At 61.2% G+C, this 14,151-nt stretch carries 10 protein-coding genes; 4 read left to right on the forward strand and 6 right to left on the reverse strand.

All coding sequences use genetic code 11. The features are described 5' to 3' along the window. Window positions 1–125 precede the first annotated feature (125 nt). Window positions 126–1,373: an ABC transporter substrate-binding protein gene (locus KHO31_RS09220; RefSeq protein ID WP_201084421.1), complete on the reverse strand. Its 1,248-nt coding sequence runs from the start codon at window positions 1,371–1,373 to the stop codon at window positions 126–128. 531 nt (window positions 1,374–1,904) lie between these two features. On the opposite strand from KHO31_RS09220, the gene zwf reads away from it, so the two are divergent. From zwf to KHO31_RS09235, 3 genes are all read left to right on the forward strand, one after another. Then, the gene (zwf, locus tag KHO31_RS09225; protein WP_201084420.1) at window positions 1,905–3,368 is read left to right on the forward strand and encodes a glucose-6-phosphate dehydrogenase; all 1,464 of its coding nucleotides are present in this window, start codon (window positions 1,905–1,907) and stop codon (window positions 3,366–3,368) included. Window positions 3,369–3,565: 197 nt separating this feature from the next. Beyond that, on the forward strand, window positions 3,566–4,288 hold the full coding sequence (pgl, locus tag KHO31_RS09230; protein ID WP_201084419.1) for a 6-phosphogluconolactonase: 723 nt from the start codon (window positions 3,566–3,568) through the stop codon (window positions 4,286–4,288). Beyond that, window positions 4,266–6,182, forward strand: coding sequence for a bifunctional transcriptional regulator/glucokinase (locus KHO31_RS09235; RefSeq protein ID WP_201084418.1), 1,917 nt, complete (start codon window positions 4,266–4,268; stop codon window positions 6,180–6,182). The genes pgl and KHO31_RS09235 overlap by 23 nt, the downstream gene beginning before the upstream one ends. Before the next feature lie 1,037 nt (window positions 6,183–7,219). On the opposite strand, the gene KHO31_RS09240 is transcribed toward KHO31_RS09235, so the two are convergent. The 5 genes from KHO31_RS09240 to apbC all read right to left on the reverse strand — a co-directional run bounded on the left by KHO31_RS09240 (window position 7,220) and on the right by apbC (window position 12,878). Beyond that, on the reverse strand, window positions 7,220–7,960 hold the full coding sequence (locus KHO31_RS09240; RefSeq protein ID WP_211623104.1) for a lysozyme inhibitor LprI family protein: 741 nt from the start codon (window positions 7,958–7,960) through the stop codon (window positions 7,220–7,222). Window positions 7,961–7,962: 2 nt separating this feature from the next. Further along, window positions 7,963–10,248, reverse strand: coding sequence for an arginine/lysine/ornithine decarboxylase (locus KHO31_RS09245; protein ID WP_201081847.1), 2,286 nt, complete (start codon window positions 10,246–10,248; stop codon window positions 7,963–7,965). An 84-nt stretch (window positions 10,249–10,332) separates the two neighbouring features. Continuing rightward, the gene (dcd, locus tag KHO31_RS09250; protein ID WP_028200499.1) at window positions 10,333–10,902 is read right to left on the reverse strand and encodes a dCTP deaminase; all 570 of its coding nucleotides are present in this window, start codon (window positions 10,900–10,902) and stop codon (window positions 10,333–10,335) included. A gap of 222 nt (window positions 10,903–11,124) precedes the next feature. Then, window positions 11,125–11,658: a superoxide dismutase family protein gene (locus KHO31_RS09255; RefSeq protein WP_201081846.1), complete on the reverse strand. Its 534-nt coding sequence runs from the start codon at window positions 11,656–11,658 to the stop codon at window positions 11,125–11,127. Between the two features lie 131 nt (window positions 11,659–11,789). Further along, window positions 11,790–12,878, reverse strand: a complete 1,089-nt coding sequence (gene apbC, locus KHO31_RS09260; protein WP_201081845.1) for an iron-sulfur cluster carrier protein ApbC — start codon at window positions 12,876–12,878, stop codon at window positions 11,790–11,792. Window positions 12,879–13,209: 331 nt separating this feature from the next. Here apbC and KHO31_RS09265 point away from each other — a divergent pair, with 331 nt between their 5' ends. Next, complete coding sequence (locus KHO31_RS09265; protein ID WP_054035104.1) at window positions 13,210–13,863, forward strand: OmpA family protein; 654 nt, start codon at window positions 13,210–13,212, stop codon at window positions 13,861–13,863. Window positions 13,864–14,151 lie beyond the last annotated feature (288 nt).

A 14,151-nucleotide genomic window follows, 5' to 3' on the forward strand; every position in this document is an offset into this window, starting at 1 on the left:
TGTGACTCGATGAAACCAGGGGCGAAGTGTCTCGCCCTAAGCAACGCACCTGCTGCAAGCTATCTGAAGCGCGCGCCCGGCGCCCACGAGGGGAACCGCCAGGCGCACCACTTCGCTTACGTCACTTACTTGGTCTTCGCAGCCTTCGCGAGCGCGGCAACCGCGGTCTTCGAATCTTGCTGCGAGTTCATGAACTTCGTGACCACGTCCGAGATCGCACCGGCTGCTGCATCCGGTTGCGCCATGCCGTGTGCCAGCGAAGGCACATAGCCGCCCGACTTGATCGCCACTTGTTCATCCGCGTACGACTTCTTCGCGCAGTCGTCGAACTTGGCCATCGACACGCCCAGACGAACCGGGATCGAGCCCTTGTTCAGGCTGAACTGTTCCTGGAAGTCCGGCGACATGATCGTCTTGGCCAGTGCCAATTGACCCGGCGTTGCAGTCTTCTGGCCCTTCTGCTGGAAGAACACGAACGAGTCGACGTTGAACGTGTAGGCCTTTTCCGTGCCCGGAACCGCAGCGCAGATGTAGTCCGAACCCGCCTTCTTGCCGGCGTTGGCGAATTCACCCTTCGCCCAGTCGCCCATGAACTGCATGCCGGCCTTGCCGTTGATCACCATGGCCGTGGCCAGGTTCCAGTCACGACCCGTACGGCCTGCGTCGAAGTAACCCTGGATCTTGCGGACCGTGTCAAACACGCCGACCATCTGGTCCGACGTCAGCGTCTTCTCGTCGAGGTCGACCAGCGCCTTCTTGTAGAAGCCCGCGCCTTGCGACAGCACGACGTCTTCCCACAGCGTCAGGTCTTGCCACGGCTGACCGCCCATCGCGATCGGCTGGATGCCCGCGGCCTTCATCTTGTCGGCCACCGCGAAGAACTCAGGCCACGTGGTCGGCACCTTGCCGCCTGCCTTGTCCAGCGCTGCCTTGTTGATGTACAGCCAGTTCACGCGGTGCACCGAGAAAGGTGCAGCAACGTAATGACCGTCTGCGTGCATGATCTTGTCGATTTCCGGCGGCAGGTTCTTCTTCCAGTCGCCTGCTGCCGCGTCGATCGGCACCAGCACACCTTGCGAAGCCCAGTCCTGGATCAGCGGACCCTTGATCTGCGCAGCGCTCGGCGCATTGCCCGAGATCACCTGCGTCTTGAGTGCCGTCATGGCAGCCGCGCCTGCGCCGCCAGCAACCGCGAAGTCCTTCCACGTGTAACCCTGCTTCGTCATGTCGTCCTTGAGGACGCCGACGGCTTTCGATTCGCCGCCCGAAGTCCACCAGTGCAACACTTCGATCGACTCGGCAGCTTGCACAGCCGAGACGCCACACATCAGACCTGCGGCGCACAAAGCGCCCATGATCGCGCGAAATTTCATTGCTTATCTCCTCCAGACACCTGAACAAAAAACAAATGGCCCCTGATGTCGCCAGGGTGCTGTGGTTGGTTCAAACAGGCAAAACACTGGGCGATCGAGCACGGTCGGGCGCATGCTTAAGGCATGAACCGGCGGACCGATATCCGGCCGCTGGAAGCTCAAGAGATGAGTGGTTCGGGATGCAACTGACTGTCTCCTCTTTTGATTTTTGCCTGCCCGCGTCGCGCGCGGCAGACTCGAGGTGCCTCACACGTTAACCCTGACGCCAGACCCGCCTTCCGGCTTTCCGTAAGGACCGCCGGAGGCATGCTGGCACGTGCTCGCACGCAATGTCCGTTAACATGCAGGGGACGCCTGCCGATTCGGGAAAACGCGCATCTTGCCTCACAGCGCACGCTTTTTTCATCGAATTAGCGCTACCTCTTGATTTGGATTGTAGTTAAACTACAATTCAGTGTCAAAAAATATTTTATCGGACTACGGTCGCCCTTTTCGGTCCCCACGGCGGCCCCAGGATATCGACGGAGACTCATGCAAACCGATTCAAGCTTCACCTTCGTTCTCTTCGGCGGAACCGGCGATCTGTCGATGCGCAAGATCCTGCCGGCACTGTTTGAAGCGCACCGTGCAGGTGGCATGCTGGCCGACAGCGGCAAGATCGTCGCGGTGGCGCGGCATGTGGCCGATCGTGCCGACTACCTCGAATGGGTCAATGAGCACGTCAAACCGCACGTGTCCAAGAACGGTGTCGATGAAACAGCATGGGCGAGCTTCCTCGACCGTATCGAGTTCGTGAAGATCGACCTCGGCAATCCCGAAGACTTCGCGCTGCTGCGCGACGCCGTGAGCGACATGCCCGGCATTCGCGTGTTCTATCTGGCAACGGGTCCGTCGCTGTTCGTGCCGATCTGCCGCGCGCTGGCGTCGGTGGGGCTCAACGAAAATTCGCGCATCGTGCTGGAAAAGCCGCTCGGCTACGACCTCAAGTCGTCCAACGCAATTAATGATGCAGTCGGTGAAATCTTCGCTGAAGAACAGATCTACCGGATCGATCACTACCTGGGTAAAGAGCCGGTGCAGAACCTGCTCGCGCTGCGCTTCGGCAATGTGCTGTTCGAGCCGTTGTGGCGCCGTGAATGGGTGGAAAGCATTCAGATCACGATTGCAGAAGAGCTCGGCGTGGAAGCGCGCGGCGACTTCTACGACAACACCGGCGCCTTGCGCGACATGGTGCAGAACCATTTGCTGCAACTGCTTTCCATCGTGGCGATGGAACCGCCGCATTCGATGGATTCCGACTCGGTACGTGACGAAAAACTGCGCGTGTTGCGCGCGTTGAAGCCGATCGATCCGCGCGATATCAGCAAGATAGCGGTGCGCGGCCAGTATCATGCGGGCGTGATCCGCGGCAACGCGGTGCCGGCGTATGCTACCGAGCCGGGCGTCAAGCCGGACAGCACGACCGAAACCTTCGTTGCGGTGAAGGTGGAAATCGAAAACTGGCGCTGGGCCGGTGTGCCGTTCTTCCTGCGCACGGGCAAGCGTCTCGCGGACCGTGTTGCCGAGATCGTGGTGAATTTTCGTGCGGTGCCGCATTCGGCATTGGGCGCGTCAGCGTTGCGCGGCGGCGCGAACCGTCTCGTGATCCGTTTGCAGCCGAACGAGACCATTCGCCTCTACTGTCTCGCGAAGCAGCCGGGTGAAGGCATGAATCTCGCCAGCGTCCACCTCGACCTCGCGTTCGACCGGTTCTTCCGCGAAGGGCAGATGGAGGCGTATCAGCGCCTGTTGCTCGACGTCATCAATGGCCGCCTCGCGCTGTTTGTGCGGCGCGATGAGCAGGAAGCAGCATGGCGCTGGGTCGAACCGATCCTCGACGAATGGGCAGCGTCGCACAAGCCGCCCAAGCCGTATGCAGCAGGCACGTGGGGACCGGCCGCGGCGAGCGCGATGTTGGCTCAGCATGACACCTGCTGGCTCGAAGAAGAGAATTGAATCAACTGAATCACGGCGCCGCGCCTTGCCCCGATCGCGATCGAAGCACAGCGCAGCGCCTGCAAGACCCACCGACGAACTGAACGGAATGGCGCCGGTATCACGAAGGCGCCTGCAAGTCATCCCGCTTGCAGGCATCGCGTGAAAGCAGTACGGCACGTTCCGCAGATCTAACAAGAAAGCAGCACGGAGGAGAAGTGATCGAGCTTCACGCTTTCGACGATCAACGCGCCCAATCCGACGCGTTGGCGAAAGCGGTTGGCGACGCGTTACATGCGTCGCTCGCCGCACAGGCGGCCACGGCCGCAGGGGGCACGCCCAATACCGGCACGCGCCCGGCAATGCTTGCAGTGTCCGGCGGCACCAGTCCGCGTCCGTTCCTGCAGACCTTGTCCTCGCAATCCTTCGACTGGGCGCGCATTGCCGTGACGCTGGTCGACGACCGCTGGGTGCCGGAAACGGACAGCGCGAGCAATTCGCAGCTGGTGCATGACACGCTGTTGCAGAACGCTGCGAAGAACGCCGCTTTCTGGCCGCTGGTCGACACGGCGCAAGACCTTAACGCGCACGTTGCCGCGCTGAACGCCGACTCGCGCTTTAGCGTCGTGCCGGACGTCGCGATTCTCGGCATGGGCGAAGACGGCCACACCGCATCGATTTTCGCGGACGCGCCCGAATGGGACTACGCGATCACTACCGCCGAGCGTTTCGTGGCCGTGCATCCCGGTAGTGCGCCGCATGCTCGCGTGAGCTGGTCGCTCTCCGCCTTGAAAGAAGTGAAGCACCTGTTTTTGCTGATCGCAGGACCGCGAAAGATGGACGTGCTGAATGCCGCCGCCGCTTCGCTACAAAAAAATGCCATCTCGCAGTTGGCAAACGACAAGGGAGTGAGACTCGATGTCTACTGGTGTGCAAACTAAGGCGGTTCCGGTCGCGGGCCAGCACGCCGATGGACCGAGGCTGCTCGCCGACATCGGCGGCACCAATGCGCGCTTCGCGCTCGAATACAGCCCGGGCGAGATCGGCTCGGTGCAGGTCTATCCGTGCGCCGACTATCCGGGCGTTGCCGAAGTCATCAAGAAGTATCTGAAGGACACCAAGATCGGCCGCGTGAATCACGCGGCGATTGCGATTGCAAACCCGGTCGACGGCGATCAGGTCAGCATGACCAATCACGACTGGAGCTTTTCGATCGAAGCCACGCGCCGCGCGCTCGGCTTCGACACCCTGCTGGTGGTGAACGACTTTACCGCGCTGGCCATGGCCCTGCCCGGCTTGACCGACGCGCAGCGCGTGCAGGTAGGCGGCGGCTCGCGTCGCCCGAACAGTGTGATCGGCTTGCTCGGCCCAGGTACCGGCATGGGCGTATCCGGCCTGATTCCCGCCGACGATCGCTGGATCGCGCTCGGCAGCGAAGGCGGCCACGCCACCTTCGCACCGGCCGACGAACGCGAAGACATCGTGCTGCAATACGCCCGCAAGAAGTGGTCGCACGTCTCGTTCGAGCGTGTGGCGGCGGGCCCCGGCATCGAAGTGATTTACCGTGCGCTTGCGGGCCGCGACAAGAAGCGTGTGGCGTCGAGCGTCGACACGATCGAGATCGTCAAGCGCGCGATGGAAGGCGAGCCGCTGGCGGCCGAATCCGTCGATGTGTTCTGCGGGATTCTCGGCACCTTCGCGGGCAATATCGCGGTGACGCTCGGAGCATTGGGCGGCATCTACATTGGCGGCGGTGTCGTGCCGCGGCTCGGCGAATTCTTCGCGCGCTCGTCGTTTCGCAAACGGTTCGAGGCGAAGGGCCGCTTCGAGGCGTATTTGCAGAACGTGCCGACCTACGTGATTACCGCGGAATACCCGGCGTTTCTGGGTGTTTCGGCGATTCTCGCGGAGCAGTTGTCGAACCGCGCGGGCGGTAGTTCATCGGCCGTGTTCGAGCGGATTCGTCAGATGCGCGATGCGTTGACGCCGGCCGAGCGCCGCGTGGCCGATCTCGCGTTGAATCATCCGCGTTCGATCATCAACGATCCGATCGTGGACATCGCGCGCAAGGCCGATGTGAGTCAGCCGACGGTGATCCGCTTTTGCCGCTCGCTCGGCTGCCAGGGTTTGTCGGATTTCAAGCTGAAGCTGGCGACGGGTTTGACCGGCACGATTCCGGTGAGTCATAGCCAGGTGCATCTGGGCGATACCGCGACGGACTTTGGCGCGAAGGTGCTCGACAATACGATTTCCGCGATTCTTCAGTTACGTGAGCATTTGAATTTCGACCAGGTCGAGCGTGCGATCGATCTGCTGAACGGCGCACGGCGGATCGAGTTTTATGGGCTCGGCAACTCGAATATTGTCGCGCAGGACGCGCATTACAAGTTTTTCCGGTTTGGCATTCCTACGATTGCCTACGGCGATCTGTATATGCAGGCGGCGTCTGCTGCTTTGCTCGGCAAGGGTGATGTGATCGTGGCCGTGTCCAAGTCGGGGCGTGCGCCTGAGCTACTGCGCGTGCTGGATGTCGCCATGCAGGCGGGGGCTAAGGTGATTGCCATCACGTCCAGTAATACGCCGCTGGCCAAGCGGGCTACTGTCGCTTTGGAAACCGATCACATTGAGATTCGCGAGTCGCAGTTGTCGATGATTTCGCGGATCTTGCATCTTGTCATGATCGATATTCTTGCCGTTGGTGTCGCGATTCGGCGCGCTGTGCCTAGCGCGGATGTGGCTGAGACTGTCGCCAAGGCGCGACAGGGCGCCGATGATGATGCTAGTGCTGTGCTTGATTGGTTGAGTCATGGAGCGGCTTCGTCGGCACGCGACTAGTTTTTTGGGGCCTTCGCGGCGGCTTTTGTTGGTGGGTTGCCGTGTTGGTCTTTTGATCTGGTTTTTTTGCCTTTGGCGGCGGCATTGGCTGTTTGCCTACGGTTTTTGGCCTTTCCTTGATCTGACTTTTTGGCCTCTCCTTGATTTCTTAGTGGTCTATTAGCGTTGCCCCTGTGCGGGGCGGCACCTACTTCTCTTTGCTGCTGCAAAGAGAAGTAGGCAAGAGAAAGCAGCTCACACCGCTAATTCTTAAGCGGTTCCCCCGCTCAGCCACGGTAGTGGTGCATCTGGAATCTGCGTTCTCGCACATTCGAAGTTCGTGACACAGCAGTCATGCTTCCGGCGGCGCTGCGCGCGCCGACACGGTACTTCATCAAACCGTGTACTGCTGCCTGCGCTCAGCGGTATTTTGTCAAACCGTGTGCTATTGCTGACGTCAGTGGTACTCATCAAACCGAACGTTGTTGCCGCCGCTGCGGGTGCTTCATCGACCGTGCGCCGTTGCAGGCACGCAGCGGATATCCGGCAAATCGCCAGCTATCGTCACGCTCACCGCTGCGTTATCAGACCAATAACTGCTTTCGGCGTCAGAGTGCACTAGCGTGGCCGTTCGCCGTTTGCCGTTCGCCGTTCGCCGTTCGCCGTTCGCCGCGGCCGGAGCCTTTCGCAAAACCATTCGATTTTTTTAGCGCATCGCCGAGGCGAAGCCGACGGCTCCCCACGCTCAAACGAAGCCGTGGGTTTGCATGATTAACCCTTCCGGCGAGCACGTAGTGCGAGGCGGGAAGCATGACGCCCTTGTCACTAGCGCTGAATGTGCGAGAACACGGATTCCAGATGCACCACAGTCCCCTCCAAGCCAGGGCACCCGCTTAAGAATTAGCGGTGTGAGCCGCTTTCTTTTGCCTACTTTTCTTTGCGGCATGCAAAGAAAAGTAGGTGCCGCCCCGCACAGGGGCAACACTAATAGACCACTAGGAAATCAAGGAAAGGCCAACATCGTAGGCAAACAGCCAATGCCGCCGACCCGGCAATTCTCAGCTATTGCCAACCGTCTCCGACAAACGCTTGAGCGTAGCCACCCGCGCACCAATAATATCGATACGGCTGCGTTCATCGATCACCGGCGTAGTGGCATCGAGATACGTAGTCCATGCCTTTTGTGCACGCGCAAGCGTCGGACGCGAGCGCGCCGGCATCTTCGACTGCAAGCGGCGGTAATAACGGTTCAGATCGAACATCGCGTGTTCGCATTGCGCGTCCGCGGTACATGCGCGCGGACGGCGCGGCGGGTCGCCGCCGGCGCTGATTCTGGCCACCGCGCTGCGCAGCGAGAGTGCGCGGTCACGCACCGGCTGCAACTGCAGATCGGCCTCGGCCAGCACATACATCGAGCCGTGTGTGGTCTCGAACACGGCCGCCAGCAACGGCTTCTCGGCATCGCGCGAAGCCTGCCAGCTCGCCTGGCTTTTTTCCCACGGTTTGCGTTGCGCCTGCGGCAACTTCGTCAAAAGCTGCTGCCACGCGCCGTCCATCGCGGCCTTCCAGCCGATCCGCGCGTTGTCCATGCACTGCACCTGCCCCGTCGTCGACGACATGTCGCTGCGCGCAAGACAGGTGCGCATCGACGCGTCGATCGGATCAGCGGCGGCAACTTCGGCATGCGCCTGTAGCGGCGCGACACCGAACACCGCCGCTGACACTACCGACGACAAAGCCAGCGCGCCAAACGCGCGCCGCCAGCCGTCAGCGCCCAACCGGGGCTTCACTACCCGCATCGTCAGGCGCGCACGCAATCGACGAAGTATTCGATGCGCCCGTTGATGGTTTCGCCGACAAGCCCGTGGATATCCGTGTGGAAACCCGGGAAGCGCTCGTTGAACTCGCGCGCGAAACGCAGATAGTTGACGATGGTCTTGTTGAAGCGCTCGCCCGGAATCAGCAACGGAATGCCCGGCGGATACGGCGTCAACAGAATCGACGTGACACGGCCTTCGAGTTCGTCGATCGCTACCCGGTCGATCTCGCGGTGCGCGAGCTTGGCGAACGCATCCGACGGCTTCATCGCCGGTTCCATGCTCGACAGGTACATCTCGGTCGTCAGGCGCGCAATGTCGTTCGCGCGGTAGACACTGTGGATCTGCCCGCACAGATCGCGCAGACCGACACGCTCGTACATCGGATGATGCGCGACGAATTCAGGCAGCACGCGCCACAGCGGCTGATTGTTGTCGTAGTCGTCCTTGAACTGCTGGAGTTCGGTGACCATCGAGTTCCAACGGCCCTTGGTGATACCAATCGTGAACATGATGAAGAACGAATACAGGCCGGTCTTTTCGACGATGATGCCGTGCTCGGCGAGGTACTTCGTGACGATCGCAGCCGGAATGCCGGACTCGCCGAAGCCGCCGTCCATATCCAGACCCGGCGTGACGATGGTCGCCTTGATCGGATCCAGCATGTTGAAACCATCGGCGAGCGGGCCGAAGCCGTGCCACGCATCGTTCGGGCGCAGCATCCAGTCTTCGCGTGAGCCGATGCCCTCTTCCGCGAATGTCTCCGGACCCCACACCTTGAAGAACCAGTCGTCGCCGTATTCGTCGTCGACCTTGCGCATCGCGCGGCGGAAGTCGAGCGCTTCAGCAATCGACTCTTCGACCAGCGCGGTGCCGCCCGGCGCCTCCATCATCGCCGCCGCCACGTCGCACGAGGCGATGATCGCGTACTGCGGGCTCGTCGACGTGTGCATCAGATACGCTTCGTTGAAGCGGTGCTTGTCGAAACGGCTGTTCTTCGAATCCTGCACGACGATCTGCGAGGCCTGCGAAATGCCGGCCAGCAGCTTGTGCGTGGAGTGCGTCGCGAACACCATCGCGCCGATGCGCGGACGGCCCGCGCCGATCGCATGCATGTCCTGGTAGAACTCGTGGAACTCGGCGTGCGGCAGCCAGGCTTCGTCGAAATGCAGCGTATCGAGCCAGTCGCCGAGCATTTCCTTGATCATCTCGACGTTGTAAATCACGCCGTCATAGGTGCTCTGCGTGATGGTCAGAATGCGCGGCTTCAGGTCCGGATTCTTAGCCATCGCTTCGCGGGCGAACGGATTCGCCAGGATCTTCTTGCGGATGTTTTCCGGTTCGAATTCGCTGCGCGGAATCGGGCCGATGATGCCGAAGTTATTGCGCGTCGGCGTGAGGAACACCGGAATCGCGCCGGTCATGGTGATCGCGTGCAGGATCGACTTGTGGCAGTTGCGGTCCACCAACACGATGTCGCCCGGCGCAACCGTGCCGTGCCAGACGATCTTGTTCGAGGTCGACGTGCCGTTGGTCACGAAGAACACGTGGTCGGCGCTGAAAATACGCGCAGCATTGCGCTCGGATGCCGCAATCGGACCGGTGTGGTCGAGCAGCTGACCGAGTTCGTCGACGGCATTACAGACGTCCGCGCGCAGCATGTTCTCGCCGAAGAACTGGTGGAACATCTGGCCTAGCGGGCTCTTCAGGAACGCCACGCCACCCGAGTGCCCCGGGCAATGCCACGAATAGGACCCTTCGTCCGCGTACTGCACCAGCTCCTTGAAGAACGGCGGCGCGAGCGAATCCAGGTACACCTTGGTTTCGCGGATGATGTGGCGCGCAACGAACTCCGGCGTGTCCTCGAACATGTGGATGAAGCCGTGCAGTTCGCGCAGGATGTCGTTCGGCAGGTGGCGCGAGGTACGCGTTTCGCCGTACAGGAAGATCGGAATATCCGCGTTGCGGCGGCGCACTTCGGTCACGAACGCGCGCAGCGCGACGATCGCGGCTGCCAGTTCCGGCGTCTCGCCTTCCACCACGACGTTATCGACGTACGGCAGCAGCTCGTCGTCGTCGATCGACAGGATGAAACACGACGCGCGGCTCGACTGCTGCGCGAACGAAGTCAGATCGCCGTAGCTCGTCAACCCGAGCACTTCCACGCCTTCTTTCTCGATGGCCTCGGCCAAAGCACGGATGCCGGAACCCGAGATGTTCTCGGAGCGAAAATCTTCGTCGATGACGACGACGGGAAAACGAAACTTCATGGGCGATTCTCCAAAAAGAACGACCGCTGCATTTGACTAAGCAGCGGTCACCCGAATAGCTGGTGGGTCAGTACGCTGCCGACGTCACGTCTTGGGCAACGTGACGCCGTGCTGACCTTGATATTTGCCGCCGCGATCCGCGTACGACGTTTCACAAATCTCGTCGCTTTCGAAAAACAGCACCTGGGCGACGCCTTCGTTCGCGTAGATTTTCGCAGGCAAAGGTGTCGTATTCGAGAATTCGAGCGTGACGTGCCCTTCCCATTCCGGCTCGAACGGCGTGACGTTGACAATGATCCCGCAACGCGCATACGTGGATTTGCCCAGACACACGGTCAGGACGCTGCGCGGAATGCGGAAATACTCAACCGTGCGGGCCAGCGCGAACGAATTCGGCGGGATGATGCAGACGTCGCCCTTGAAGTCGACAAACGACTTCTCGTCGAAGTTCTTCGGATCGACGATCGTCGAGTTGATATTGGTGAAAATCTTGAATTCGTCGGCGCAGCGGATGTCGTAGCCGTAGCTCGACGTGCCGTAGCTGACAATCTTCCGGCCGTCTTCGGAAACGCGGACCTGATCGGGTGCAAACGGCTCGATCATGTTGTGCGACTCGGCCATGCGCCGGATCCACTTGTCGGATTTGATAGTCATAGGTGAACGCTGCTCGACTTGAGTGACAGGTGTGTGACGGGCAACAACCCGGTGGGTTCCGGGCCGGCCACCGCCAACGAAAGGCGCTTATTTTACGCGATCACGAGATTGCTGCTGCGGGCGGGGTCTGAGAGCAGTCCGTAGCGCCCCAAAAGGCTTACTGCAACGTCATTGAAACGGCCAAACGCTTGCGGCGGATCAGACCCGCCGCCTGCGTTGGATTCACTGGCGAATCAGCCCGCATGCGAGCGCGGGGCCTGCGCCATGCAGCGGATACGCATAAGGGTCGCTCGCGTCGTGATGCAATAGCACGGCGCGTTGCAACACCGAGCGGATACCGTCGAGCGACACGTCTGGCGCAACGATGAAGCCAGTGGCGACGCCGTTCGCATCCGCATGGATGTTGCCAAGATCGCCTTCGACCCGGGCGCCTGCTTTCAGCCGTTCGGCAGCCGGCGAGAACACCTGGCCGGCGCTGGAGCCGTCGGCGGCATTGCAGTCGCCGCGCTCGTGCACTTGCAATGCGTGGTCGCTATTAGGCGGCAAACCCGCGAGATTGTAGGTGACCTGCACGCCGTCCGAACGCTCGATGAACGTCACGAGGCCGCGCGCCTGATTGCCCACGGTGGGCAACAACTGCGCGTCGGCACGCTTTTCCTGTGGTCTCAGGAACGTGCTACAGCCGCATAACAACACGCTGCTGGCAGCCAGTACGATGAACGCATGCACCGCCTGCCCGTCGATTCGTTTTCCCATGCGATCCTCTTGCAGGCCTGGCGGCCGCCCCTGCGGCCGCTGAGCCGAACTTGTGAAGTCGACATGATACCGCGAGACCAGGCGCAAATTAGCGCCTTGGCCTCGCTTTGGCCCCTCATCCGAACGGCTACTCAGGTGTTCTGGACGACGATGCTGGGAAACTTGGAGGTCATGTCGCGGGCCCGCTCGGCGATATGGACCGCAACCTTGCGCGCGATCGACCGATAGATCTCCGCGATACGCCCTTCCGGATCGGCCACGACGGTGGGTTTGCCCGAGTCGGCCTGCTCACGGATAGCGATGTCGAGCGGCAGGCTGCCGAGCACGTCGACGCCATACTCCTTGCCCATCCGCTCGCCGCCGCCGGCGCCGAAGATATGCTCTTCGTGGCCGCAATTCGAACAGATATGCATACCCATGTTCTCGACGATGCCGAGGATCGGAATACCGACCTTCTCGAACATCTTCAGGCCCTTCTTGGCGTCGAGCAGCGCGATGTCCTGCGGCGTCGTAACGATCACGGCGCCCGTCACCGGCACGCGTTGCGACAAGGTCAGTTGAATGTCGCCGGTGCCCGGCGGCATGTCGACGATCAGGTAGTCGAGATCTTGCCAGTTGGTCTGCCGCAACAGCTGTTCGAGCGCTGAAGTGGCCATCGGGCCGCGCCACACCATCGGGTTGTCCTGCTCGATCAGAAAGCCGATCGAGTTGGCTTGCAAGCCATGACCGGTCATCGGGTTCATCGACTTTTCGTCGGGTGATTCAGGACGGCCGGTAATGCCAAGCATCATCGGCAACGAGGGGCCGTAGATGTCCGCATCGAGAATGCCGACCGACGCGCCGTCGCTCGCCAGTGCCAGCGCGAGGTTGACGGCGGTCGTGCTCTTGCCGACCCCGCCCTTGCCCGATGCCACCGCGACGATGTTTTTAACGTTCGGCAACAGTTTGACACCGCGCTGCACGGTGTGCGCCGCGATGTTCTGGGACACCTCGACACGTGCGTTTGCCAAGCCGGGAACGGCTTTCAGCGCATCGGTGAATTGCGTGCGGATCGCTTCAAATTGCCGTTTGGCCGGATAGCCGAGTACCACCTCGAGGCTAACCGTGTCACCCTCCACCGCCACGTTCTTGATGTTCTTGGCAGCCGCGTACGACTTGCCCGTGTTGGGGTCAGTGACGGCCGCGAGGGCAGCGTCGACCAAAGCCCGATCGATACTCATTGACACTCCGTGGGGAACACTTGCGGCGCGGCGGAATCGAAGTTTCGGCCACGCGCCGGAATTTGAAAAAAATTGTTAGACAGCATTGCTAAAACCAGGCTTGCCGTGCACCCTTCGGGCGGGCGGACCGCCATGGGGTCGCATCGCTGCGCACTTCAGTCATCATTGTAGTGGCTGGCGTCAAGCCTTGCCGGAAGACCCTTCTCCACTGTCGGACCGGGACCGGGGAAGACGCAGGATTCTCATATTATCGAGTAGTGCGCTTTACGGCCGTCACGTCCGGCGGATAGATTTACCGCTTCCACCCGCTTCACTCAAGAGGAATCAAAAAATGAATGCAAAAATCATGACTCGCCTTGCCGTTTTTGCCGTTGCCGGTTCGTTGCTGGCAGGCTGCGCAAGCCAACAAGGTACTGACACGGCAGTCGGCACGGGCGTGGGCGCAGCCACCGGCGCGGCGATCGGCGCGATCTTCGGCGGCGGCAAGGGCGCGGCGATCGGCGCGGGCGCCGGCGCAGCGGTCGGGGGCATCACCGGCTACAACTGGCAAGCCATTCACAACAAGCTGTCGGGCGCCACCAAGGGCACCGGCACGCAGATCACCGAGCAGCCGGACGGCTCGCTCAAGCTGAACATTCCGAGCTCGGTCACGTTCGACACGAACAGCTATGCGGTCAAGCCGTCGTTCGCACCGGTGCTGGATCAACTGACGCAGACCATGCAGCAAAACCCGGAACTGATCGCCCAGGTGATCGGCTACACGGATAGCACGGGTCAGCCGGCCTACAACCAGACGCTGTCGGTCAACCGCGCGCAAAGCGTGACGGGCTATCTGGGGCAACGCGGCGTTGCGCCGCAACGCCTGTCGGCACAAGGCATGGGCCAGAACCAGCCGGTCGCCGACAACAACACCGAAGCCGGCCGTGCAGCAAACCGCCGTGTGGAAATCTACCTGCGCGCTACGGCTCAGCACGCTACGCAGTAACAGCACAGCCTGAAAGAGGACCAAGCAGCCGGGCGCCGGGCTTTTGCCACTGGCGTCCGGTACGCCGTAAAGAGCGGAGGAACGAGAATCTCGCACGAGAACGAAAAAAATTTCGAACTCTGCCGAAAATCCGCGGTCTGTCTTTACGGTACGTGGCTGGCGAAGCCGCCGCGTCACCATTCTCCTCTTGTCGTTGTTGCTCCGGGGTTAATAGCCCCGGTTTTTTTTGGGCGCTCGCTTTTCGCTCCGAAGGAAGTCCCCTTGGGGAATTGGCGGACAAACCTGCCC

It is taken from the genome of Paraburkholderia domus (assembly GCF_905220705.1).
In the GTDB taxonomy this organism is placed as follows: Bacteria; Pseudomonadota; Gammaproteobacteria; order Burkholderiales; family Burkholderiaceae; genus Paraburkholderia; species Paraburkholderia domus.